Origin of the sequence: Streptomyces mutabilis (genome assembly GCF_014649815.1) — a bacterium.
GTDB lineage: Bacteria > Actinomycetota > Actinomycetes > Streptomycetales > Streptomycetaceae > Streptomyces > Streptomyces mutabilis.
Window position 1 is genome coordinate 625513 of sequence record NZ_BMTT01000001.1, and the last position, 23125, is coordinate 648637.

Consider the following 23125-nt stretch of genomic DNA (forward strand, 5'->3'; position numbering starts at 1 on the left):
CCGCGGACAGCTGTGACGTCCCCGACGACGCACCCGGGCGCGGTCGCGGCCTCGCGCCCGACGACGTACCGGACCGAGACGGTCACCGACGAGCGCGGCTTCGCCGAACTGGCGGCGGACTGGGGGCGGCTGTACCGGCGGTGCGCCGCGGCGACCCCGTTCCAGAGCCACGCCTGGCTGCACTCCTGGTGGCGGACGTACGGCCGGCGCGGGCGGCTTCGGGTGCTGCTGGCCCGCGACGGCCGTGAACTGGTGGCCGCCGCGCCGCTGATGCGCGTGGCGAGTCCGGTGCCGACGCTGGTGACGCTCGGCGGGGCGATCTCCGACTACGGGGACGTCCTGCTGGACGACGAACGCGGTCCGCAGGCGGCGGCCGCGCTCACCGAGGGTCTGTCGGCGGCGGCGCGCACCGCGCTGATCGACCTGCGCGAGGTACGGCCGGGTGCCGCCGCCGAGCGGGTCTACGACCGCTGGCTCGGCCCCCGGCACCGGGTGCCCGACTCGCTCTGCCTGGAGCTGCCCGCCGCCCCGATGGACGGGCTGGTCGCCCGGCTGCCGACGGCCAAGGCGCAGCAGCGGGTGCGCGCCAAGCTGCGCAGGCTGGACGCGCTCGGGGTCAAGAGGCGGACCGTCCTCCCGGACGAGGTGGAGGCGGCGCTGCGCCGGCTGCTGGAGCTGCACCGGCTGCAGTGGCAGGGGCGGAAGGTGACCGGCGAGCACCTGCGCACCCGGTTCCGCGACCATCTGGTGCGAGCCGTGGGACCGATGGTGCGTTCCGGGGACGCGGTGGTCACCGAGTTCCGGATGGACGACGAGGTGGTGGCCGTGGACGTGACGCTGCTGTCGCGGCGGCTGGCCGGCGGCTACCTGTACGGCGCCCATCCCGGGCTGCGGGAGCGGAAGGCGGACGTGGCGGTGATGCTGCTGGACGCGTGCGCCGAGCACGCCCGGGCACCGGAGCGCGGCACGCTGAGCCTGCTGCGGGGCAACGAGCCCTACAAGCACCACTGGCGTCCGGAGCCGGTGCACAACCAGCGGCTGCTGCTGGCCCGCCGCCGCACGGCTCCGCTGCTCTCGGCGGCCCTGTGCGACGTCGCCGTGCGCCGGCGGGCCAAGGAGCTGCGGCGCCGCGGGCAGGAGCGGAAGGAGTCCGGCGGTGGCGGCAGGACCTGACCGGCCCCGCCGCCGAGGGCCGCTACTCGTCGCGCGAGAACCAGTCGAGGCGCATGCAGAGCTTCCCGCCGAGCCAGTACTCGACCCAGTCGCCGGTCTCCAGCGGCGTGCAGTCGGCCGAGGGCCGGGGCGCGGTGGGCGGCACCGGGGGCACGGGCGGCTCGGCGGGCTTCGTCGGCACCGGGACCGTGGGGGCCGGCTGGTCGGTGCGGCCGAAGAGCACCGACCGGTAGACCGCGCTGGCACGAGGGTTGTCGTCGCACTGCCACACGCCGTGCGGGCAGTAGTCGGTGATCGTGTTGTAGACGGGTTCGTGCTCGTCCATCCAGGCGAGCATGCGCCGCATGTACTCGGGATTGTCGCCGTTGCGGAAGAGGCCCCATTCGGGATAGGACAGGGGCTTGTTGTGCGCCTTGGCGAACTCCACGTGGTCCTGGAGTCCGTACGGCTCCTTCACCTGTTCGTCGAACGTCATCCCGCGCGGCTGGTCGTAAGAATCCATGCCGATGATGTCGACCGTGTCGTCACCCGGGTAGCACCGCGTCCAGGGGACGGCGTCCCGGCCGCGGCTCGGGGTGAAGTCGAACCGGAACTTCTGGCCCGGCACCGCGCGCATCGCCGTGACGATCCTGTTCCAGTACGTCTTCCAGGCCTCCGGGTCCGGCCCGCAGCGGTGGCTGTACGTGACGCCGTTCATCTCCCAGCCGAGCACGATGACCGTGTCCGGCACCTTCAGGTCGACCAGCCGTTCGGCGAGGGCCCTGAAGTGGTGGTCGAAGCGTCCGGCGGCGCCCTGGCGCAGGAGTCCCCGTACCTCGTCGTCGTCGAGGCCCTCCTCGTTGCGCTCCATCATGGGCACGTTGAGGACCAGCATCCGGTCGGGGTCGCCGGTGCGCCAGTCCGCCCACGCGTCGAGGAAGCCGGGGGCGCCCTCGATGTTGCTCCAGCGGTCGCCGGGCAGATACGTGTGACCGACGCGCAGTTCGGCGTCGCCCAGCCAGTCGCTGAGCTCCGCCATCCGGGCCACGCCGCGCGGGCCGTAGTCCAGGTACGCGCCGAACGCGGGGCCGGAGCGAGCGACGGCTCCCGGTGGAGCGCCGGGGGCGGGCGGCGGCGCCGAGGGAGAGGGCGGTCCTCCTACCGCGACCGGTGGACCGGCGGCCAGGAGCGCCACCGTAGCGATCGCGGCCGCGGCGACGCATGCCGTCCGCCTCCCGGGCCGGGTCCGTGACTGCCGTACGACCATGCCGGCCTCTTTCCTCTTTCCTCGCCGATCAGCTACCGACACTCAGTCATATGAAATGCCATCACGCCACCGCCGCTACGGCTTTCGAGTGCGTTGATCGCCCGCTCCGGTGACCCCGACCGATTTCGAAGGAAGTATCCCCGTGTCGCTTTTCGACACCCGTGTTCCCGCCGTACTGCTGCGGATCGACCGGAATCCCTTTCACCACGGAACGCTGGGCGCCGTGCGTTCACTCGGCCGCGCGGGGGTGGACGTGCACGTGGTCGCCGACTGCGGCCGGAGCCCGGTCCGCTCCTCCCGCTACCTGAGCCGGCTGCACACTCCCCCGCCGCCCGGCGCGTCCACCGCCGACATCGTGGGCGTCCTGCGCCGTGTCGCCGCGCAGATCGCACGCCCCGCCGTACTGATCCCGATGGACGACGCGAGTGCCCTCGCGGTGGGGCGGACGCGGCTGGAGCTGGCGCCCTGGTACCTGCTGCCCGACCTGCCCGCGGCACTGCCCGGACGAGTGGCCGACAAGGCGGAACTGGTCGGCGTGTGCGCGTCGTTGGACGTCCCGCACCCCGAGACCCTGGTCCCGGACGGTCCGGTCGAGGCCACCCGTGCCGCGTCGCGGCTGGGGCTGCCGATGGTGGCGAAGTGGAGCCGGCCCTGGCTGCTGCCCCCGGGCGGCGGACTGCGCAGCACGGTGCTGGTGCGCTCGGCGCGGGAGGCCGGTGAGCTGTGCCGGCGGGCCGAGGAGGCGGGCAGCCGGCTGCTGCTCCAGGCGTTCCTGCCACCGGGGCCGGACCGCGACTGGTTCTTCCACGGGTACGCCGACCGCTTCGGCACGGTCCGGGCCGGCGGTCCCGGCCGCAAGACGCTCGCCCGGCCGCGTGGCGCCGGTCTGACGGCGGTCGGCCGCTGGACGCGGAACCCGCAGGTACAGGCGCTCGCCGAGCGGATCGCCGGGGAGCTCGGCTACCGGGGCGTCTTCGACCTCGACTTCCGTCGCTGCGGTACGACGGGCAGCTACCACCTGCTCGACTTCAACCCGCGCCCCGGCGCCCAGTTCCGGCTCTTCACCGACACGGCCGGGCTGGACGTCGTACGCGCGCTGCACCTGGACCTGACCGACCGTCCGTTGCCGGAGGGGGCGCCGCGGCCGGGGCGGGCGTTCGTGGTGGAGAACTACGCGCCGCTGAGCCTGCTGCGTCCGGCCCCCGACGGTCGTGAGCTGGCCTGGCACGCCGCGGACGACCGGGCCCCCGGCCGGGCCCTGTGGGCCCTGTGGGGCAGGCATGTGACCACCCGGCTGCTGCACCGCCTGAACGGCCCGCACGGTCTGCCCCGCCTGCGCCGGAGGGACGGTCGCCCGGGTTCCGGCGGGCCGGTCCGGGCCCGTGTGGTCCGCCAGGCGACCGCTCCCGCCGACGACCGTGCCGGCTGCTCCGACCGCCCGGACGACGAGAAGGCGGGCAGCCGCTGACGGGGCCACCCGGCTGGGACGGTCGCGGGCAGGGCGCCGTGCCGTGCCGGGCGGCCCGGCACCGTCCCGTCCACCGGCGCCGGGCACCACGACGCCCCCGGCGGACCGTGGAAGGCCGGCCGGGGGCGATGAGGCGGGCTGGAACCCGTCAGTGGCGGGTGGCGGCCCGACCCCGGCGGTACAGGATCGCACCGCCCGCGACCAGTGCGGCGGCAGCGGCAGCGGAACCCAGCATGACCTCGTTGCCGGTCTCCGCCAGCACGGGCGGACGCTCCGAGTCCGGGGTCGGCGGGGTCTTCTCCTCCTTCGCCGGCGGCGGGGTCTTGCCCTCCTCGGCCGGCGGCGGAGGCTTCTCCTCCTCGGCCGGCGGCGGAGGCTTCTCCTCGTCGGTGGGCGGAGTGACCGGAGGCTTCTCCTCCTCGCCGTAGCCGCCCGGGGTCTTCTCCTGTTCGCAGGAGTTGCCGTAGGCGGAGTTGAACGCGCCGACCGCGTCGACGGAATTGCCGCAGACGTTCACCGGCACGTCGACCGGGACCTGGACGACGTTGCCGGAGGCGACGCCGGGCGAGCCCTTGGCCTCGGCGATCGCTGAGGCACCGGACGGAACCTCGACGTCCTCGCCGTATCCGCCGTCCTGGTACGAGCCGTGGCCCGAGCGGTCGTCGCCGTGGGATCCGGAGTCGTCGGCGTGCTCGTCCGAGCCGTTCACGCACTCGTTGCCGTAGGCGGAGTTGAACGCGCCGACCGCGTCGACGGTGTTGCCGCAGACGTTCACCGGCACGTTGACCGGGGCCTGAACGGCGTTGCCGGACGCGACGCCGGGCGAGCCCTTGGCGACGCCGTCCGCGGACGAGTCGGCAAGGGCGGGGCTGCCGCACAGGGACAGGATGCCCGTCGCGGCGGCAGCCGCGACCATCCCCCTGCTCAAGGTCTGTCGCACTCTGGTTGTCTTCCTACTTGGAGAGATGACTGAAGGATGAGCCGCACAACGGCCGCAGAAACGGGCGAAAGCCGACCCTCGGACCAGAAGAGCTGGCCAGGGCCGGCCGTGACGCGGCCGGTCGGCTGGTCGGAACGGCCTCAGTCGTTCACGCACGTGTTGTCGGCGGCCTCGTTCAGCAGGCCGCCGATGTTGACGCTGTTACCGCACACGTTCACGGGAATGTGCACGGGAACCTGGACGACGTTGCCGGACAGGACCCCCGGGGAACCGATCGCGGCGGCTTCGGCGCCCGAGTCGGCGAACGCCGGGGCGGCCATGCCGAGGGCCATGAACGCGCCGGCGACGACTGCAGCGCTCTTCTTCATGAGATCTTCCCTTCCTTGCAGTCATGCCTGAATGACGGCAGAAACCGCGCGAGCACAGCATTGACGGCTCGCACCATGACCTGCAGCCTGCCAACGAGGAATTGGCGAGCGGAGAAACGACGAAATGAGAAGAGCGGCGGAATTCACTCGAATGCCTCACGGCATGATGAGGCCGTGAATCCCGGGTGGTGGGGCGGGTCCGTGCGCCGCCGCACCCCCGGTCACCGGTCCGACGTGTAGAGCGCCTCGATCTCGTGCGCGTACGCCGCCACCGCCGCCTGCCGCTTGACCTTCAGGGACGGGGTGAGCAGCCCGTTCTCCTCGGTGAACTCGCCCTCGACGATGCGGAAGGCGCGGATCGACTCGGCGCGGGAGACGGCCGTGTTGGCGTGGTCGACGGCCGCCTGGACGTCGGCGCGCATCCGCTCGTCCCGCACGAGCTCGGACATCGGGGTGTCGGCGGGCAGTTTCCGCACCGCCAGCCAGTGGGCGACGGCGTCCGGGTCGAGGGTGACCAGGGCGGCGACGAACGGGCGGTTGTCACCGACGACCAGGCACTGGGCGACGGGCGGGCGGCTGCGCAGGCGGTCCTCCAGGACGGCCGGGGAGACGTTCTTGCCGCCGGAGGTGACCAGCAGGTCCTTCTTGCGGCCGGTGATGGTGAGGTAGCCGTCGTCGTCCAGGCAGCCGAGGTCGCCGGTGGCGAACCAGCCGTCGGTGAGGGCGGCGTCGGTGGCCTGCCGGTCGCCCCGGTAGGCGCCGAAGACGATGCCGCCCTTGACGAGTACCTCGCCGTCGTCGGCGATGCGCACGGCGGTGCCGGGGATCGGCGGTCCGACGGTGCCGGGACGGGGGCCGAGCGGCGGGACGATGGTGGCGGCGGCGGTGGTCTCGGTGAGGCCCCAGCCCTCGTAGATCATGATTCCGGCGGCGTGGAAGAACAGGTTGAGGTCGCGTTCGAGCGGGGAGCCGCCGCTGATGGCGTAGCGCATCCGGCCGCCGAGTTCGGCCCGGACCCGGCGGTAGACCAGCAGGTCGTACAGGGCCCAGCCCGCCCACAGGGCGGGGCCGGGGCCCTTGCCGCGGCCGAGGAAGCGCTGCAGGTGGGCGGCACCGAAGCGGACGGCGAGGCGGTGGGCGCGTTCGAAGGAGGCGCCGCGGCCGATCTTCTCGGCGGTGGCGCGTCCGGTGTCGTGGATCTTTTCGAAGAGGTACGGGACGCCGACCAGGAAGGTCGGGCGGAACTCCTTGAGCGCAGGGCGGAGTTCGTCGGGCTTGATGCTCGGGAAGTGGCCGAGCTCGATGCGGGCCAGCAGGCAGGCGATCTGGATGGTGCGGCCGAGGATGTGGGCGAGCGGCAGGAAGAGGAGGGTCGACGCGGTCTGACCGGTGACCTCCTTGAAGATCGGGTGCAGCAGCTCGACCGTGTTGGCGGCCTCGGCGTGCAGGTTGGCGTGGGTGAGGACGCAGCCCTTGGGGCGGCCGGTGGTGCCGGAGGTGTAGCAGACGGTCGCCACCGTGTCCGGGGTCAGGGCGGTGCGGCGCTTGGTGACCTCCTCGTCGCTCACGCCCAGGCCGAGGGCGGTGAGGTCGGCGAGGGCGCCGGAGTCGATTTCCCAAGCTCGCGGGTGCTGGTCGTGACCGGCCGTGCCCGCCACGACGGTCGCGGTGTGGGCGGCGGTCTCGGTGACGACGTGGCGGGCGCCGGAGTCGCGGACGATCCACTCCACCTGGTCGGCGGAGGAGGTGGCGTACACGGGCACGGTCTGGCCGCCGGCCGTCCAGACCGCGAAGTCCAGGACCGTCCACTCGTAGCGGGTGCGGGACATGACGGCGACCCGGCCGCCGGGTTCCAGGCCGGCGGCGATCAGGCCCTTGGCCACGGCGGCCACTTCGCGGGCGAACTGCACCGCGGTGACGGGCTGCCAGGCGCCGTTCGCCTCGCGGCGCAGGACCACCGCGTCGGGGGCCTCGGCCGCGTTGGTGAACGGGATGTCCGCGGTGCTGCCCGTGGTTTTCCGGGACGCCAGGGGCGCGGTGCGGGCCTCGCGGACGGTGCCGTGCGCGTCCCTGACGGTCTCGGTCCGTGCGCGGGAGACCAGGTCGCCGCGCTGCCTCGCCCGTTTCAGGTCCCTGCGTACGCCCATGTCGGCTCCCGGTCGCGGATCGGAGTGGTGTCGCGCTGCATGTTCCCGCTACTTACTTGAGAGTAAACTTACTCATGCGTAAGCGGTCAACGGGTGTGACTCAGGTCAGCCGGTCGGCCTGCCGGACCGCGGTGGCAAGCTGCCGGACGTCCGGATCCTCCGTGCGGTCGGCCAGCGCCTCCGCACGCTCGGCGAGATCGCCCAGGGGCGGTGCGCCGGGCAGGGCACCGTCGCCGTCGTACGGGGAGCGCAGGGCCTCGGCGAAGTAGGCGGCGGTCGCCGTCACCCGCAGGCCGCGGTCCGCGTCCCACACCGAGTCGCCGAGGTCGCCGGTTCCCACTTCGCCGGACTCCTCGTGCGGGGCGCGGCCGACGGGGTCGAGCCAGCGGACGGTCGCCGTGGCCAGGTGGCCGTCGGCGCCGGGCCGGGTGCGGACGGCGTACAGGGCGGTGACGGTATGGCCCGGGCCGACCTCGCCGCCGTCGACGCGGTCGTCGCGGAAGTCGTCGTCGGCGACGCGGCGGTTGTCGTAGCCGACGAGGCGGAACTCGGCGACCGTCTCCGGGTCGAAGGCGACCTGGGCCTTGGCGTCGCGGGCGGCCAGTTCGACGTGGCGCGGCAGTTCCTCGCAGAAGACCTCGCGGGCGTCCCCGGTGTCCGAGACGTACGTGGTGTGGCCGTCGCCCTTGTCGGCCAGGCGCTCCATCAGGGCGTCGCCGTAGTCGCTGCCGACGCCGACGCCGAAGAGGGTGATGCCGTGCTCGCGACGCTCGTCCGCGATGCGTTCGAGGATGGCGTCCGCGTCGGTGTCGCCGGTGTTGGCGAGGGCGTCGGAGACCAGGACGACGCGGTTGGTGGCGCCCTCGCGGCGGCCCTCGACGGCGGTGTCGTAGCCGGTCTCCACGCCCGCGCCGAGGTTGGTGGACTGGGCGGGCTCCAGGCTGTCGACGGCGTCGTGGATCCGGCCGCGGCGCTCGCCGAGCCGGGTCATCGGCAGGACGGTCTCGGCCTCGTCGCTGAAGGTGACCAGCGCGACCGAGTCGTCGTCACGCAGGCGGTCGGTCATCGTGCCGAGGGATTCCTTGGCGAGGTCGAGGCGGCCGGGCTCGGCCATGGAGCCGGAGACGTCGATGACGAACGTCAGCGCGGCCGGCGGGCGATCGTCCCGCTGCTCGGCGGAGCGGGTGGCCAGGCCGACGCGGACCAGCAACCAGTCCTCCTCGTCGGCGCGGGCGCCGTCCACGGTCACCGTGAAGCCGTCGCCGTCGGGGCGGTCGTAGTCCTGGCGGAAGCTGTTGACGAACTCCTCGGGCCGGACCGTCGACGGGTCGGGCAGCCGGCCCTCGGCCAGGGTGCGGCGGGCGTAACCGTAGGAAGCGGTGTCGACGTCCAGGGCGAAGGTGGAGAGGAGGGCGGGTTCGGGGGCGATCTCCCGGGAGTCTGCCGTCCCGCCGGTGGTCGCGGTCCCGTCGTGGCGCTGTCCGCCCTCGCCGCGCGGTCGGTCGGGTGCGGGCATCGGCACGGAGTTCCCGCCCCGGGAATCCACCGCTGTGTCCTTCGCGCCCCGCGCCGCGTCGTCGCCTCCCCCGCAGCCGGTGAGCAGCAGGCCGCCCGCCGCCGTGAGCGCGAGCAGCGCGCCGATCGGCCCTCGTGTCCGGTGACGCATCATCTTCCGTGCCCCCTGGTTCCGTTGACGCCGCTGTACGTGACTGTGACGGCGCGGGAGGGCGGAACGTGCGGCACGGGGCGTCACGGCTGCGTCTCGAAGTGGGCACGGCGGCGGGCCGCCGAGACCGGTGGGTGATCCTCCGGTGACCTCGCCGAAGTCACCGGGCTTCGCCCTAGGACACCACGTCCTTGCGGGCGAAGCCCCGGAAGGCCAGGGCGAACAGCACGAGTGCGTATGTCACCGACAGCGACGTGCCCTGGATCAGGCGGGTCCAGTCCAGCTCGGGCCGGACCGTGTCGAGCCAGGCGTACTGCCAGTGCGCGGGCAGGAAGTCGCGCCAGCCGCCGAGGGCGGTCACCTCGTCCAGGACGTTGCCGATGATGGTCAGGCCGACCGCACCGCCGACCGCGCCGAGCGGGGCGTCCGTCTTGGTCGACAGCCAGAACGCCAGCGCGGCGGTGACCAGTTGCGAGACGAAGACGTACGCCACCGTGATCGCCAGGCGCTCGGCCGCGGTGCCGGTGGGCAGGCTGCCGCCGGTGGGCAGCTCCAGCGGCCCCCAGCCGTAGGCGGCCGTGCCGACGGCCAGCGCGGTCAGCGGCAGCAGGACGATCGCGGCGAGACTGAGGGTGAGGGCGACGACCAGTTTGGACCAGAGCAGGCGGGCACGGGGCACCGGCGCCGCCAGCAGATAGCGCAGGGAGGACCAGCCGGCCTCCGAGGCGACCGTGTCCCCGAAGAACAGGGCGACGGGCACGACGAGGAGGAAGCCCGCGGAGGCGAACAGGTTCACCGCGGCGAAGTTGGCCCCCGACGCGGTGGCCGAGTCCATCAGGCTGATCTGGCCGTTCGCCCGGCCCGGCTCGCCGCCGATCCGGAAGGCGACGAGCAGCACGAACGGCAGGGCGAAGAGGATGCCGCCCATCACGAGCGTGCGCCGCCGCTTCAGCTGGCGGACCAGCTCCACCCGCACGGGCAGCGTGCGGCCCGCGCGATAGCCCTCGGCGACCTCCCGGGGGCCGGCGGGCGCGGCGCGTTCGACCTGCGTGCTCATGCCGGGTCTCCGATCAGGGTGAGGAAAGCGTCCTCGAGGCGCCGGTGGGGGCCCACCGACTCCACGGGCACCTCGAGGCGGACGAGTTCGGCGATCAGGTCCCGGGCGGTGCCGCCGGGTCCGAGGCGGACCAGCAGGCCGCCGTCGGCCGCCGCCGCCGAGGCCACGCCCGGCAGGGCGGCCACCTTCTCGACCAGGGGCGCGTCCACCGCCGCGGAGGTGCCCACCAGCAGCGTGTCCCCGGAGCCGACGATCTCGCCGACCGGGCCCGCCTGGACGAGCCGCCCGCGGTCCATGACCACCAGGTGGGTGCAGCTCTGCTCGACCTCGGACAGCAGGTGGCTGGAGACGATCACCGTGCGGCCGGCCGCCGCGTAACGGATCATCACCTCGCGCATCTCGCGGATCTGCGGCGGGTCCAGGCCGTTGGTCGGCTCGTCCAGGATCAGCAGGTCGGGCAGGCCCAGCATGGCCTGGGCGATGGCCAACCGCTGGCGCATGCCCTGCGAGTAGGTGCGCACCGCGCGGGCGAGCGCGTCGCCGAGACCGGCGATCTCCAGGGCCTCGTCCAGGTGGGCGTCCTCGGGCGGGCGGCCGGTGGCCCGCCAGTACAGCTCCAGGTTCTCCCGGCCGGACAGGTGCGGCAGGAAGCCGGCGCCCTCGACGAACGCGCCGACGCGGGAGAGCACCGGGGCGCCGGGCGCGATGGCGTGACCGAAGACGCGGATCTCGCCGCCGTCCGGCGTGATCAGGCCCATGAGCATGCGCAGGGTCGTCGTCTTGCCCGCGCCGTTGGGTCCGAGCAGTCCGAGCACCTGGCCCGGCTCGACGCGGAAGGACAGGTCCCGGACGGCGTACCGGTCGCCGGACTTGCCGTACCGCTTGGTCAGGCCGGTGATCCGCAGCGGTACGCCGGCCAGCGCGGGGTCGGGCGGCGGCGCGGTGGTGCGGCGGCGGGCGGTCACCAGCAGGGCCGCGGCCACGGCGGCGCCCGCGAGGGGCGCCCCCCAGACCCAGGCCGGCAGCCCGGCCACCTGGCCGGTGTCGCGGAGGCCCGTCGGGACGGCCAGGTCGCCCTTCAGGGAGACGGTGTACGTGGCGGGAGCGGCCGGGGAGGCGTAGCCGAGGTCGGTGGAGGACAGGACCAGGCGCAGGCGGTGGCCGCGCTCCACCTCGTGGTCGATCGCGGGCAGGGCCAGCTTCACGTCCCTGCCGTCGCCGATGTCGTCCACCCGGACGGGCGTGACCAGTTGGGAGGGGAGCACCGGCTGGGTGCCGCCCGGCCCGACGTCGTACACCTTGGCGAAGAGCACGGCTTCGTCCTCGGTGGACTTCACGTGCACGGTGGCGGTCGGCGAGCCGGTGATCCGGACGTCCTCCTCCAGCGGTGCCGACTCGAAGGCTGCGTGCTGGCCGGGGAAGTCGAGGGAGACGCCGATACCGAGGGAGGAGAGCTGGGAGAGTCCGCCGGAGCCGCCGATGCCGGGGAGGGCGGAGACGGCGGGCGGGCTCGCGCCGGGCGGGTTGTCGAAGGACTGCTCGCGGCCGCGCAGTTCGATCGTGCGCGGCTCGCCGGCCAGGCCCGGGTAGGAGTCGGCGCTCACGCCCTCCAGGCGGGGTTCGCCGTCGCCGCTGCCGGTGCCCAGGGTGCGGGTGACGCGGAAGGCGGGGCCGGTGCCGGCCGACTCGTCGTCCTTCAGATAGCGGTCGAACCACGCCCCGACGCGGGCCTGGACGCGGTCCGTCTCCATGTCGCCGCCGTCGTGCCCGCCCGCGATCCAGTCGACGGCCACCGGGGCGCCGTCGTCCCCGATCGCCTGGGCGGCCAGGTCGGCCTGGCTCAGCGGGAAGAGGGAGTCGGTCTGCCCCTGGACCAGCAGCGTCGGTACGTCGATGCGGTCGGCGACGGCCTGCGGGCTGCGTTCGTCGAGGAGAGCCGTGGCGCGCGCGTCCGGCGTCCCGGACTCGGCGACCCGCTGGTACATGCGGCACAGCCGGTCCTCGAACCGCTCGCAGCCACCGCCCAGGTTGACGAAGATGCCCGCCCACAGCTTCTTGAAGACGCCGTTCGGGAAGAGGGCGTCCGAGAGGTTCCAGTACGTGACGGCCGGGGCGATCGCGTCGACCCGGTGGTCGTGCCCGGCGGCCAGCAGCGCGACCGCGCCGCCGTAGGAGCCGCCGGTCACGCCCACGCGCGGGTCGCCCCGCTCGTCCAGCCGCACCTCGGGTCGCTTCGCCAGCCAGTCGATCAGCCGGGACACGTCGGCGACCTCGCCGTCCGGGGCGTTCAGCCCGATCTTCCCGGTGGACTCGCCGAAGCCGCGCGCCGACCAGGTCAGGACCGCGTACCCGTCGCGGGCGAGGTCCTCCGCCTGGTCCCGTACGTCGGCCTTGCTGCCGCCGAAGCCGTGCGCGAGAAGGACGGCCGGGCGGCGGCCGTCGGTGCCCGCCGTGAAGAAGGAGGTGTCCAGGCGCACCCCGTCGCCCACCGTCACGACCCGGTCCGAGCGGTGCACCGGCGGCGGGTCGTCACCGGCGACGGCCGTCCAGGTCCCGGCGCCGGCGAGCACGACGACGACGGCCGCGGCGGCGAGGATCCGCCGCGGCCCCCGTAGCAGCCCTCGCACGCGGGGCAGTCGAAGATCCATGCGTCAACGGTACGGGCCGCCGCCGACATCGGGGGCAGCCCCGGGGCCGAACCTCCGCCCCTCCCACGGAGGTACGGGACGGGCACCGCGTACCGCGGACGCGGTAGGGGGGAGTTACTGGCGGATTACGTCCGGGGCCTTCCGGCGGACGGGGGCGGGGCTAAGGGACGTCCCGTCGTCCGGTGACCGGACGCTGTCGGTGACGCCCGGTAGAGTCCTGGGCACAGGTGAATCACAGAAACACGGCAACGGGTGGGGACTCATGAACCTGAGGTACAGCGCGGCCTGGGTGGGGCTGACGGCGGCGGCGATGGTCGCGGCGACCGCGTGCGGATCGGAGAGCGCCAAGTCGGCGGCGGAAAGCGCCGGCAAGGCGGCCGACACGGCCGTGAGCAAGGCTGACACGATCATGGCGGCGCTCTCGCGGGCCACCGACCGGACCGAGGAGCTGGGCTCCGCCGAGGTCAGGACGACGACCGACCTGGGCACCGGCGAGCCGATCGCCATGGACGGCACCTATTCCTGGGGCGACGGCTACGCGCTCGATGTCGAGATGGACACCGAGGCCGTGCAGATGCAGGACCTCACGGACTCGCCGACCGTGCGCACCCTGTTCGTCGACGGCGCCTACTACTACGACATCGATCCGCAGCCCGACGGCCCGCTCGAGGGCAAGGAATGGATCAAGATCGACGGGTCGGCGGTGTTCGGCGAGTCGGGCGCCGCCGCGTTCAGCGGGGGCGGCGGGGCCAGCCCGGCGGACTCCATGAAGGGTCTCAAGTACGCGAGCGACGTCGAGGACCTCGGCGCGGAGACCGTCAACGGCAAGCCCACGACCCACTACCGTGCGGTGCTCGACGAGAAGGACCTGGGCAAGTTCAAGGAGGCCTTCAGCGGCGCCGACAGCATGCTCGACTCCACCGGCGGCGACTCGATCACCATGGACATCTGGGTGGGCGAGAAGGATCTGCCGGTGCGCCTGGAGCAGGAGTTCGGCGCCATGAAGGTCACCATGGACTTCGACAAGTTCGGCGCCACCGAGGAGATCGTGGCCCCGCCCGCGCATGAGGTCGGGGACCTCACCGAGGAAGTGAAGAACTCGGGCGCGACGGCCGGCTGAGACCGCACGGCGGTGCCCCGGCCCGCACGGGTGGGCCGGGGCACCGGAGCCCGGGTGGTCGAGCTCAGTGGTCGCGCTCAGCGGTCCAGCTCAGTGGTTGCGCGGGAAGCCCAGGTCCACGCCCGCCGGGGCGTCGGCCGGGTCCGGCCAGCGCGTGGTGACGACCTTGCCGCGGGTGTAGAAGTGCGTGCCGTCGTTGCCGTAGACGTGGTGGTCGCCGAAGAGCGAGTCCTTCCAGCCGCCGAAGGAGTGGTAGCCGACGGGGACCGGGATCGGGACGTTGACGCCGACCATGCCGGCCTCGACCTCCAGCTGGAAGCGGCGGGCCGCGCCGCCGTCCCGGGTGAAGATCGCGGTGCCGTTGCCGAAGGGGGAGGCGTTGATGAGCGCCAGGCCCTCCTCGTAGGTGCCCGCGCGCAGCACGCACAGCACCGGGCCGAAGATCTCGTCCTGGTAGGCCTTCGCCGTGGTCGGCACCTTGTCCAGGAGCGAGATGCCGATCCAGTGGCCGTCCTCGTGGCCGTCGACCGTGTGGCCGGTGCCGTCCAGGACGACCTCGCAGCCCTCGGCCGCCGCGCCCTCGACGTAGGACGCCACCTTGTCTCGGTGCGCCTCGGTGATGAGGGGGCCCATCTCGGACGCCGGGTCGTCGCCCGGGCCGATCTTGATCTTCTCGGCGCGTTCGCGGATCTTCTCGACCAGCTCGTCGCCGACCGCGCCGACCGCCACGACCGCGGAGATCGCCATGCAGCGCTCGCCGGCCGAGCCGTACGCCGCGGAGACGGCCGCGTCGGCCGCCGCGTCGAGGTCGGCGTCGGGCAGCACCAGCATGTGGTTCTTGGCGCCACCGAGGGCCTGGACGCGCTTGCCGTTCGCCGAGGCGGTGGTGTGGATGTAGCGGGCGATCGGGGTCGAGCCGACGAAGGAGACCGCCTTGACGTCCGGGTGCTCCAGAAGCCGGTCCACGGCCACCTTGTCACCGTGCACGACGTTGAAGACGCCGTCCGGCAGACCGGCCTCGGCGAGCAACTCGGCGATCCTGTTCGCGGCCGACGGGTCCTTCTCGCTCGGCTTGAGCACGAAGGTGTTGCCGCAGGCGATGGCGATGGGGAACATCCACATCGGCACCATCGCCGGGAAGTTGAACGGGGTGATGCCGGCGACGACGCCGAGCGGCTGCCGGATCGAGGACACGTCGACGCGGGTGGCGACCTGCGTCGACAGCTCCCCCTTCAGCTGCACGCTGATGCCGCAGGCCAGGTCGACGATCTCCAGGCCGCGCGCGACCTCGCCGAGCGCGTCGGAGTGCACCTTGCCGTGCTCGGCGGTGATCAGCTCGGCGATCTCGTCGCGGTGGGCGTCCAGCAGCGCCCGGAACTTGAAGAGGATCGAGGTGCGCTGGGCCAGCGAGGACTGACCCCAGGTCAGGTATGCCTCCTTGGCGGCGGCGACCGCGGCGTCCACCTCTTCGACCGAGGCGAAGGCGACCTTGGTGGTGACGGCGCCGGTCGCCGGGTTCGTCACCGGCCCGTACGTGCCCGAGGCGCCTTCGGCGGTCTTGCCGCCGATCCAGTGGTTGACGATGTTCGTCATGACCGAGAACTCCTTCACAGATGGCGGCGACGGGTCGAGACGTGCCGTTGGTCCAGCTCACGGGCGGTGACCGGCGACGATCGGGGCGCCGTCCGCGGCCATCGGGTCGCGGTCCGGGGCGTTCGGGTCGCGGTCCGGGGCGTTCGGGTCGCGGTCCGGGGCGTTCGGGTCGCGGTCACTGCCATGGGTCCATCCCAGCAGCCGGGCGCTCCGGACGGGCCCGACACTGTGTCTGCGGTTTGGGTGTCCGCGTAGACACGTGGGGCAGTGTCGGCGGCCGGCGCCCCTGCGGGACGCGGGAACCTCCGGCGCGGGCCGATGCGAGCGGGGAGTCGGCGCTCGCGCCTCGCTCCTGCCAGGGCGAGGCGGCCGCCCCGCGCCGGAGGCGTTCGGTGGGGGGACCGGCGTCGGCGGTCGCGGACTCCGGGCACCCGGCGATCGGGTCGTGCGCCATCGCGTTCCCCCTTCGGTGCCCGCCGTTCACTGCGCGCCGTCGCGTCTCCCCCGGTTTCTAGCCCCGCGGGTGCGACCTGTCAATGTTTTGTCCGGACATTCGGACGACATGGCCCGAGAGTCAGCCGTCCGCCGTCGCGTCCCACACCGCACAGCGGAAGTCAACGCGCCACGCCTGAACTCCGGCGTACGCGATTGCAGCACTTGTGTCACAAAGACGCTCCTCCTGTCACACATGTCACGCGGAGGCGGGACTTTCGTCACACCCCGGAACGGGCCCTGACCGCCCAGCACCCGACGTCGTTCACCCGGCACAGGCTTGGAGATCACCGGCGCGGCATCCGGCTCCCCCCGGCGGCCGTCCCCGGCCGCCGCCGAGGTGCGCGCAGGGAGGTGCAACGAGTGACCGACCGAAGGCTCTGGTCCTACAAGGACATCGCTGCTCACATCCGGGTACAGCCGGACACCGTCCGGTCGTACCGGAAGCACGGGCTGCTGCCGCCACCCGACCACGTGGAGGGCGGGAAGCCCTACTGGTACCCGGACACGGTCCGGGCCTGGGTGGCGTCCCGCCCCAGCAACCGGAAGCGGTAGCCCCAAGGCCGGCGATCCGTTCGCTGTCCCGTGGTCGCAGGGGGCAAGGTTGCGCCCATGGACTTCTCCGTGAAACCCGTCCTGACCGGCTCGAAAACCGTCCTCCGGCCGTTCACCCGGCAGGACGCCGACACGATGTGGGAGATCACCGGCGACCCCGAGGTCATCCGCTTCACCTTCGAGCCGACCACAGAACTCACCCGGGAACGGCTGCGCTCCTGGTACGGCGTGCGTACCGGCGACCCGGACCGGCTCGACCTCGCGGTCACCGACCGCGCCACCGGCGAACTCGTCGGCGAGGTCGTCCTGTACGAGTGGGACCCGTCAGCCCGCAGCTGCACCTTCCGAACCCTCATCGGCCCCCGGGGACGCGGCCGGGGCCTGGGCAGCGAGGCGACAAGGCTGATCGTCGGCCACGGCTTCCACCAGGTGGGCCTGCACCGCGTCCAATTGGAGGTCTACGCAGACAACCCCCGGGCCCGGCGGGTGTACGAGAAGACCGGTTTCGTGGTGGAGGGGGTGCGGCGCGAAGCCGCGTGGCGGGACGGCGTGTGGGTGGACGAAGTGCTGATGGCAGTCCTCGACCACGAGTGGGCCGCCCACCGCGGGCGGCCCGACGCCGACCGAGGGCGCCCCGTCACGGCTCGATGACCGTCACGCCCGCGCCGGGCGCCGTCCCCATCGCCGCGAGGGCCGCCGGGACGGCCTCCAGCCCGATGGTGGACGTCACCAGCAGGTCGGGGCGGAGCACTCCGCCGCGGACCAGTTCCAGCATCGGCGGGTAGGTGTGCGCGGCCATTCCGTGGCTGCCGGCGAGTTCGAGCTCCAGGGCGACGGCGCGGGCCATCGGCACCGGTGTGGTGCCGTCGGCCGAGGGCAGCAGCCCGACCTGGACGTGCCGGCCGCGGCGACGCAGGCCGTTCACGGACGCGGCGCAGGTGACGGGCGAGCCGAGGGCGTCGAGGGAGAGGTGGGCGCCGCCGCCGGTGAGGTCGCGAACGGCCGCCGCGGTGTCCGGCGTCCGGGACGCGTCCACGCACTCCACCGCGCCGAATGCGCGCGCCAGCTCCAGCGCCCGAACCGACACGTCCACGGCGACCACCCGTGCGCCCGACGCCGCCGCGATCATCACCGCGGACAGGCCGACGCCCCCGCAGCCGTGCACCGCGACCCACTCCCCCGCCGCGACGCGGCCCTGCTGCACGACGGCACGGAAGGCGGTGGCGAACCGGCAGCCCAGCGAGGCGGCCGTGGCGTACGACATGCCCTCGGGCACGGCGACGAGGTTGACGTCGGCGTGGTCGAGCGCCACGTACTCGGCGAAGGAACCCCAATGGGTGAAGCCCGGCTGGGTCTGGCGTTCGCACACCTGCTGGTCGCCCGCCGCGCACGCCCCGCAGCTCCCGCAGGCGCAGACGAAGGGCACGGTCACCCGGTCGCCGGGCCGCCATCCGGCCACCCGGTCGCCGACCGCCTCGACGACCCCGGCGAGCTCGTGGCCGGGCACGTGCGGCAGCGTGATGTCCGGGTCGTGGCCCTGCCATCCGTGCCAGTCGCTGCGGCACAGCCCGGTGGCCTCGACGCGGACCACGACGCCGTGCGGCGAGGGCCGCGGGTCGGCGACCTCCCGCACCTCGGCCGGCTCACCGAAGCGCTCGAACACGACCGCGCGCATCCGTCACCCTCACTTCCGTAGCGGAGTTTCCGCTTCCCGCCCCTCATCTCACGGCAGGCCCATCCGGCTTCATACCCCCTAGGGGTACAGTGGGGGATGAGTGATCCGCGCCGGATCACGCGTACCCGCCACGAACGCCTTGACGAGGAGCGACAACATGACCGCCCAGACCGACACCCAGGGCTCCGTCACCACCGTCTACAAGGTGAGCGGAATGAGCTGCGGACACTGCGAGGGCGCCGTTTCCGGCGAGATCTCCGAGATCGCGGGCGTCGGCTCGGTGCAGGCCGTCGCGTCCACCGGCGTCGTCACCGTAGTCTCCGAGGCGCCCCTCGACGACGAGGCCGTACGCGCCGCCGTGGACGAGGCGGGCTTCGAGCTGGTCGGCAGGGCCTGACCGGCCACGTCACCGGGGGACGAGCGCCCATGCGCCGCCCACGGCCCGAAGGCCCCGCAGCCCCGTTCTGAAGCGCCCAGCACCTCCCACAGCCCCTCCGGCCGGGCCTCGCACGGTCCGGCCGGCTCGTCTGGAGTCCGGACCATGACCAGCACCACCGCGGAAACGCCCACGGACGCCACGGCCCCCGGGCCGGCCCTCGCCGAGGTCGAGCTGATCGTCGGCGGGATGACCTGCGCCTCCTGCGCCGCCCGTGTCGAAAAGAAGCTCAACCGGATGGACGGCGTCACCGCCACGGTGAACTACGCGACGGAGAAGGCCCGGGTCACGTACCCGGCGACCACCCCGGTCGCCGACCTGATCGCCACCGTCGTCAGGACCGGCTACACCGCCGAGGAACCCCAGCCGGCCGAGGAGGCCGAGCCGCCGGAGGGCGCCGGGTCCGCGGCGGGCACCGACGACCCCGAGCTGTCCACCCTGCGCCGGCGCCTGGTCGTCTCCGCCCTCCTCGCCGCCCCCGTCGTGCTGCTCGCGATGGTCCCGGCGCTCCAGTTCGACAACTGGCAGTGGCTCTCGCTCACCCTGGCCGCGCCCGTCGTGGTCTGGGGCGGGCTGCCCTTCCACCGCGCCGCCTGGACCAACCTCCGGCACGGAGCGGCCACCATGGACACCCTGGTCTCGCTCGGCACGCTCGCGGCGTTCGGCTGGTCGCTGTGGGCGCTGTTCTTCGAAGACGCGGGCATGCCGGGCATGCGGCACGGCTTCGACCTCACCGTCTCCCGCGCCGACGGCGCCTCCGCGATCTACCTGGAGGCCGCGGCCGGGGTCACCGCCTTCCTCCTCCTCGGCCGCTGGCTGGAGGCCCGCGCCAAGCGCCGCGCCGGAGCCGCGCTGCGGGCGCTGATGGAGCTGGGCGCGAAGGACGTCGCGGTACTGCGGGACGGGCGCGAGGTGCGGATTCCGGTGGGCCGGCTGGCGGTCGGCGACCGGTTCGTCGTACGGCCCGGCGAGAAGATCGCCACCGACGGCACGGTGGTCGAGGGCGCCGGTGCCGTGGACGCCTCGATGCTGACCGGTGAGTCCGTCCCGGTGGACGTCGGCGCCGGCGACACCGTCACCGGCGCCACGGTCAACGCCGGGGGCCGGCTGGTCGTCGAGGCCGCCCGGGTCGGCGCCGACACGCGGCTGGCGCGGATGGCGCAGCTGGTCGAGGACGCGCAGAGCGGCAAGGCCGAGGTGCAGCGGCTCGCCGACCGGGTCTCGGGCGTCTTCGTGCCCGTCGTGCTGCTGATCGCGTTCGCCACCTTCGGCGGGTGGCTGGGCGCCACCGGTGACACGGTCGCCGCGTTCACCGCCGCCGTCGCCGTACTGATCATCGCCTGCCCGTGCGCACTGGGCCTGGCGACACCGACCGCGCTGATGGTCGGCACCGGGCGCGGCGCCCAGCTCGGCATCCTGATCAAGGGCCCGGAGGTGCTGGAGTCCACGCGGCGCGTCGACACGGTCGTCCTGGACAAGACCGGCACCGTCACCACGGGCCGCATGACCCTGCACGAGGTGTACGCCGGCGAGGGCACCGACGAGGAGGAGGTGCTGCGCCTCGCGGGCGCCGTCGAGCACGCCTCCGAGCACCCCGTGGCACGCGCGGTCGCCGCCGGCGCCGAGGAGCGGGTCGGCACGCTGCCCGGCGTCGAGGACTTCGAGAACGTCCCGGGGCGGGGCGTGCGCGGGCGCGTGGAGGGCCGTGAGGTGGTCGTGGGGCGTCTCCACGACGACCTCCCGCCCGGGGTGGCCCGCGCTCGCGACGAGGCCGAGAGGGGCGGTCGTACGGCCGTCGTGGTCGGCTGGGACGGCGCCGCGCGCGGGGTGGTCGCCGTGGCGGACACGGTCCGGGAGACCAGCGCCGAGGCGGTGACCGAGCTGCGCCGGCTGGGCCTCACCCCCGTACTGCTGACCGGCGACAACCGGCGGGTCGCCGAGTCGGTCGCCCGCGCCGTCGGCATCGACGAGGTGATCGCCGAGGTGCTGCCCGAGGAGAAGGTGGCCGTGGTGGAGCGGCTGCGCCGCGAGGGCCGTGCGGTCGCCATGGTCGGGGACGGCGTCAACGACGCCGCCGCGCTCGCCACCGCCGACCTGGGCCTGGCGATGGGCACGGGGACGGACGCGGCCATCGAGGCGGGCGATCTGACGCTGGTCCGCGGTGACCTGCGGGTGGCCGCGGACGCGATCCGGTTGTCCCGGCGCACCCTGTCCACGATCAAGAGCAACCTCGTGTGGGCCTTCGGCTACAACGTGGCCGCGCTGCCGCTGGCCGCCGCGGGGCTGCTGAACCCGATGATCGCGGGGGCGGCGATGGCCTTCTCCTCGGTCTTCGTGGTGACCAACAGCCTGCGGCTGCGCGCGTTTCACTGAGGTCTCGATGGCCGGAGCCCTCTGGAGTCCGGCACGCACCTCACATAAGCTCTTCACAAGGCTCGCGCATCTTCCTTACGCTTGGGTCCCGGTCGGCGTATCGGGGCTCTTGCGCACCTAAGGGACATATGCAAGAGACGCAGATCACAGTGATGCGAACGTAACCATCGAAGGGGTTCGAAGGTCTAAGTTGGCGATGTCAGGCAGCGTCTTGGGGGGCGTCACCTGACATCTGGGGATGTCTTGGGGGACTTTCCCAGAGCTGCGTTGCCGGGACACGTACACCGGGAAGCTTTGAGCGGCCCTCCCGGGCGTGCGTTGTCCCGGCAGACCGCACGACGACGGACACAGGCGACACGCAACACGCGATAGATCGGCACGACAGGCACGGCGGGTTCTGCTCGTTGTGCTCAGTACAGCGATTCAGGCGCTGTCCTCACAGACGCCCGGCCGGATCCCGTGGGGGGAATCCGCACCGGGACATGGGAAGGCGCCCTGGTCGTCGGCCCGTGGGGGGACCGGCGCCGGGGCGCCTTCTGCTGTTCGCGGCCCGTGCGGGGCACAGGACGGCGGCAGGGCGGGACGGCACGGCGGGGGCGAGAAGGCGAAAGGCCCCGCGCCCGACGGCAGCGCGTCGAGCACGGGACCCACAAGCCCGGGGAGGGGGCGCTCAGCGCTCCTCGACCGGCACGAAGTCGCGCTCGACGACGCCGGTGTAGATCTGGCGCGGGCGGCCGATGCGCGAACCCGGCTCCTTGATCATCTCGTGCCACTGGGCGATCCAGCCCGGCAGCCGGCCGAGGGCGAACAGGACCGTGAACATCTCGGTCGGGAAGCCCATGGCCCGGTAGATCAGGCCGGTGTAGAAGTCGACGTTCGGGTAGAGGCTGCGCGAGACGAAGTAGTCGTCGGAGAGCGCGTGCTCCTCCAGCTTCAGGGCGATGTCCAGCAGCTCGTCGGACTTGCCGAGGGCGGAGAGCACGTCGTGCGCGGCGGCCTTGATGATCTTGGCGCGCGGGTCGAAGTTCTTGTAGACCCGGTGGCCGAAGCCCATCAGGCGGACGCCGTCCTCCTTGTTCTTCACCTTGCGGATGAAGGTGTCGACGTCGCCGCCGGAGTCGCGGATGCCCTCCAGCATCTCCAGCACCGACTGGTTGGCGCCGCCGTGCAGCGGGCCCCAGAGGGCGTTGATGCCGGCGGAGATCGAGGCGAACATGTTCGCCTGCGAGGAACCGACCAGGCGGACCGTGGACGTCGAGCAGTTCTGCTCGTGGTCCGCGTGCAGGATCAGCAGCTTGTCCAGCGCGGAGACGACGATCGGGTCGAGCTCGTACTCCTGCGCCGGGACCGAGAACGTCATGCGCAGGAAGTTCTCGACGTAGCCGAGGTCGTTGCGCGGGTAGACGAACGGGTGGCCGATCGACTTCTTGTACGCGTAGGCGGCGATCGTCGGAAGCTTGGCGAGCAGCCGGATCGTCGAGAGGTTGCGCTGGCGCTCGTCGAACGGGTTGTGGCTGTCCTGGTAGAACGTCGACAGCGCGGAGACCACCGACGACAGCATGGCCATCGGGTGGGCGTCGCGCGGGAAGCCCTTGTAGAAGTTCTTGACGTCCTCGTGCAGCAGGGTGTGCTGCGTGATCTCGTTCTGGAACGCGGTGAGCTCGTCGACGGTCGGCAGCTCGCCGTTGATCAGCAGGTAGGCGACCTCCACGAAGGACGAGCGCTCGGCCAGCTGCTCGATCGGGTAGCCGCGGTACCGGAGGATGCCGGCTTCGCCGTCCAGATAGGTAATGGCGGATTTGTATGCGGCGGTGTTGCCGTAACCGCTGTCCAGCGTCACCAGACCGGTCTGGGCGCGGAGCTTCCCGATGTCGAAGCCCTTGTCGCCGACGGTGCTGTCGATCACCGGGTAGGTGTACTCGCCATCGCCGTACCGCAGTACTACAGAGTTGTCGCTCACGTCTTCCCTCACCGACGTAGTGCCTCATCTTCGAGGTGCCCTGACTGTCTCTACCATCCCCCACTTGGCTCAGGAGAGTGCACTCGGGGTCGACCATCGGGCCTCTTGGCGGCACTCAGTGCCGCCAGCCAGCCCATCCTGCCCCCTCCTGTCCCCATCCGGAAGTGCTCTGTGACCTTCCCGACCCGTTTGATCGATCATTTTTGTC

General features: G+C 72.8%; 17 protein-coding genes and 1 pseudogene. 7 read left to right on the forward strand and 11 right to left on the reverse strand.

Annotated features, from left to right (window positions below):
- The first annotated feature begins 12 nt into the window (after positions 1-12).
- Entirely contained in the window at positions 13-1173 is a 1161-nt protein-coding gene (locus IE142_RS02755) for a GNAT family N-acetyltransferase (RefSeq protein WP_191884196.1), read from the forward strand.
- Between the two features lie 22 nt (positions 1174-1195).
- Here the strand turns inward: IE142_RS02755 and IE142_RS02760 are convergent, their stop codons facing one another.
- Positions 1196-2419, reverse strand: a complete 1224-nt coding sequence (locus IE142_RS02760; RefSeq protein WP_191884197.1) for a glycoside hydrolase family 26 protein — start codon at positions 2417-2419, stop codon at positions 1196-1198.
- Positions 2420-2561: 142 nt separating this feature from the next.
- Here IE142_RS02760 and IE142_RS02765 point away from each other — a divergent pair, with 142 nt between their 5' ends.
- The gene (locus IE142_RS02765; RefSeq protein ID WP_191884198.1) at positions 2562-3887 is read left to right on the forward strand and encodes a carboxylate--amine ligase; all 1326 of its coding nucleotides are present in this window, start codon (positions 2562-2564) and stop codon (positions 3885-3887) included.
- A gap of 148 nt (positions 3888-4035) precedes the next feature.
- Here the strand turns inward: IE142_RS02765 and IE142_RS37475 are convergent, their stop codons facing one another.
- The 6 genes from IE142_RS37475 to IE142_RS02795 all read right to left on the reverse strand — a co-directional run bounded on the left by IE142_RS37475 (position 4036) and on the right by IE142_RS02795 (position 12713).
- Positions 4036-4827 carry a chaplin gene (locus tag IE142_RS37475; protein ID WP_229830127.1) on the reverse strand — a complete coding sequence of 264 codons (792 nt, stop codon included), beginning with the start codon at positions 4825-4827 and terminating at the stop codon, positions 4036-4038.
- A 140-nt stretch (positions 4828-4967) separates the two neighbouring features.
- Complete coding sequence (locus tag IE142_RS02775) at positions 4968-5195, reverse strand: chaplin (protein WP_100045932.1); 228 nt, start codon at positions 5193-5195, stop codon at positions 4968-4970.
- Positions 5196-5416: 221 nt separating this feature from the next.
- Complete coding sequence (locus IE142_RS02780) at positions 5417-7342, reverse strand: AMP-dependent synthetase/ligase (protein ID WP_191884199.1); 1926 nt, start codon at positions 7340-7342, stop codon at positions 5417-5419.
- A 100-nt stretch (positions 7343-7442) separates the two neighbouring features.
- Positions 7443-9011, reverse strand: a complete 1569-nt coding sequence (locus IE142_RS02785; protein WP_191884200.1) for a vWA domain-containing protein — start codon at positions 9009-9011, stop codon at positions 7443-7445.
- 172 nt (positions 9012-9183) lie between these two features.
- A complete protein-coding gene (locus IE142_RS02790; RefSeq protein ID WP_191884201.1) occupies positions 9184-10065 on the reverse strand; it encodes an ABC transporter permease in 882 nt (293 codons plus the stop codon).
- A complete protein-coding gene (locus IE142_RS02795; protein WP_191884202.1) occupies positions 10062-12713 on the reverse strand; it encodes an alpha/beta fold hydrolase in 2652 nt (883 codons plus the stop codon). The genes IE142_RS02790 and IE142_RS02795 overlap by 4 nt, the downstream gene beginning before the upstream one ends.
- A gap of 262 nt (positions 12714-12975) precedes the next feature.
- On the opposite strand from IE142_RS02795, the gene IE142_RS02800 reads away from it, so the two are divergent.
- Positions 12976-13833, forward strand: a complete 858-nt coding sequence (locus IE142_RS02800) for an SCO4651 family lipoprotein (protein ID WP_191884203.1) — start codon at positions 12976-12978, stop codon at positions 13831-13833.
- Positions 13834-13923: 90 nt separating this feature from the next.
- Here the strand turns inward: IE142_RS02800 and mmsA are convergent, their stop codons facing one another.
- Together mmsA and IE142_RS36290 are read right to left on the reverse strand one after the other, a co-directional pair.
- Positions 13924-15426, reverse strand: coding sequence for a CoA-acylating methylmalonate-semialdehyde dehydrogenase (mmsA, locus tag IE142_RS02805; RefSeq protein ID WP_191884204.1), 1503 nt, complete (start codon positions 15424-15426; stop codon positions 13924-13926).
- Between the two features lie 14 nt (positions 15427-15440).
- Positions 15441-15716, reverse strand: a pseudogene (locus IE142_RS36290) (hypothetical protein); the annotation flags it as partial.
- 565 nt (positions 15717-16281) lie between these two features.
- On the opposite strand from IE142_RS36290, the gene IE142_RS02810 reads away from it, so the two are divergent.
- Both IE142_RS02810 and IE142_RS02815 read left to right on the forward strand, forming a co-directional pair.
- Complete coding sequence (locus IE142_RS02810; protein WP_043372788.1) at positions 16282-16473, forward strand: helix-turn-helix transcriptional regulator; 192 nt, start codon at positions 16282-16284, stop codon at positions 16471-16473.
- 57 nt (positions 16474-16530) lie between these two features.
- Positions 16531-17124, forward strand: a complete 594-nt coding sequence (locus IE142_RS02815; RefSeq protein ID WP_191884205.1) for a GNAT family N-acetyltransferase — start codon at positions 16531-16533, stop codon at positions 17122-17124.
- On the opposite strand, the gene IE142_RS02820 is transcribed toward IE142_RS02815, so the two are convergent.
- Entirely contained in the window at positions 17111-18148 is a 1038-nt protein-coding gene (locus tag IE142_RS02820; protein ID WP_191884206.1) for a zinc-dependent alcohol dehydrogenase family protein, read from the reverse strand. The two genes, IE142_RS02815 and IE142_RS02820, sit on opposite strands and share 14 nt — an antisense overlap.
- 157 nt (positions 18149-18305) lie before the next feature.
- Between IE142_RS02820 and IE142_RS02825 the strand changes: the two genes are divergently transcribed.
- Positions 18306-18545 (forward strand): heavy-metal-associated domain-containing protein, encoded by a 240-nt coding sequence (locus tag IE142_RS02825; protein WP_019325490.1) that lies wholly within the window; start codon positions 18306-18308, stop codon positions 18543-18545.
- A 144-nt stretch (positions 18546-18689) separates the two neighbouring features.
- Positions 18690-20957: a heavy metal translocating P-type ATPase gene (locus tag IE142_RS02830; RefSeq protein ID WP_191884207.1), complete on the forward strand. Its 2268-nt coding sequence runs from the start codon at positions 18690-18692 to the stop codon at positions 20955-20957.
- Positions 20958-21627: 670 nt separating this feature from the next.
- Here IE142_RS02830 and IE142_RS02835 read toward each other — a convergent pair.
- Positions 21628-22917, reverse strand: coding sequence for a citrate synthase (locus tag IE142_RS02835; RefSeq protein WP_100045941.1), 1290 nt, complete (start codon positions 22915-22917; stop codon positions 21628-21630).
- Between the last annotated feature and the right edge of the window lie 208 nt (positions 22918-23125).

What these genes read in the sequence shown, in the direction of transcription:
- IE142_RS02760 (WP_191884197.1), bottom strand. Translation starts at nt 2,419, where the DNA reads ATGGTCGTACGGCAGTCACGGACCCGGCCCGGGAGGCGGACGGCATGC.
- IE142_RS02775 (WP_100045932.1), bottom strand. Translation starts at nt 5,195, where the DNA reads ATGAAGAAGAGCGCTGCAGTCGTCGCCGGCGCGTTCATGGCCCTCGGC.
- IE142_RS02780 (WP_191884199.1), bottom strand. Translation starts at nt 7,342, where the DNA reads ATGGGCGTACGCAGGGACCTGAAACGGGCGAGGCAGCGCGGCGACCTG.
- IE142_RS02785 (WP_191884200.1), bottom strand. Translation starts at nt 9,011, where the DNA reads ATGATGCGTCACCGGACACGAGGGCCGATCGGCGCGCTGCTCGCGCTC.
- IE142_RS02790 (WP_191884201.1), bottom strand. Translation starts at nt 10,065, where the DNA reads ATGAGCACGCAGGTCGAACGCGCCGCGCCCGCCGGCCCCCGGGAGGTC.
- IE142_RS02795 (WP_191884202.1), bottom strand. Translation starts at nt 12,713, where the DNA reads ATGGATCTTCGACTGCCCCGCGTGCGAGGGCTGCTACGGGGGCCGCGG.
- IE142_RS02800 (WP_191884203.1), top strand. Translation starts at nt 12,976, where the DNA reads ATGAACCTGAGGTACAGCGCGGCCTGGGTGGGGCTGACGGCGGCGGCG.
- mmsA (WP_191884204.1), bottom strand. Translation starts at nt 15,426, where the DNA reads ATGACGAACATCGTCAACCACTGGATCGGCGGCAAGACCGCCGAAGGC.
- IE142_RS02815 (WP_191884205.1), top strand. Translation starts at nt 16,531, where the DNA reads ATGGACTTCTCCGTGAAACCCGTCCTGACCGGCTCGAAAACCGTCCTC.
- IE142_RS02820 (WP_191884206.1), bottom strand. Translation starts at nt 18,148, where the DNA reads ATGCGCGCGGTCGTGTTCGAGCGCTTCGGTGAGCCGGCCGAGGTGCGG.
- IE142_RS02825 (WP_019325490.1), top strand. Translation starts at nt 18,306, where the DNA reads ATGACCGCCCAGACCGACACCCAGGGCTCCGTCACCACCGTCTACAAG.
- IE142_RS02830 (WP_191884207.1), top strand. Translation starts at nt 18,690, where the DNA reads ATGACCAGCACCACCGCGGAAACGCCCACGGACGCCACGGCCCCCGGG.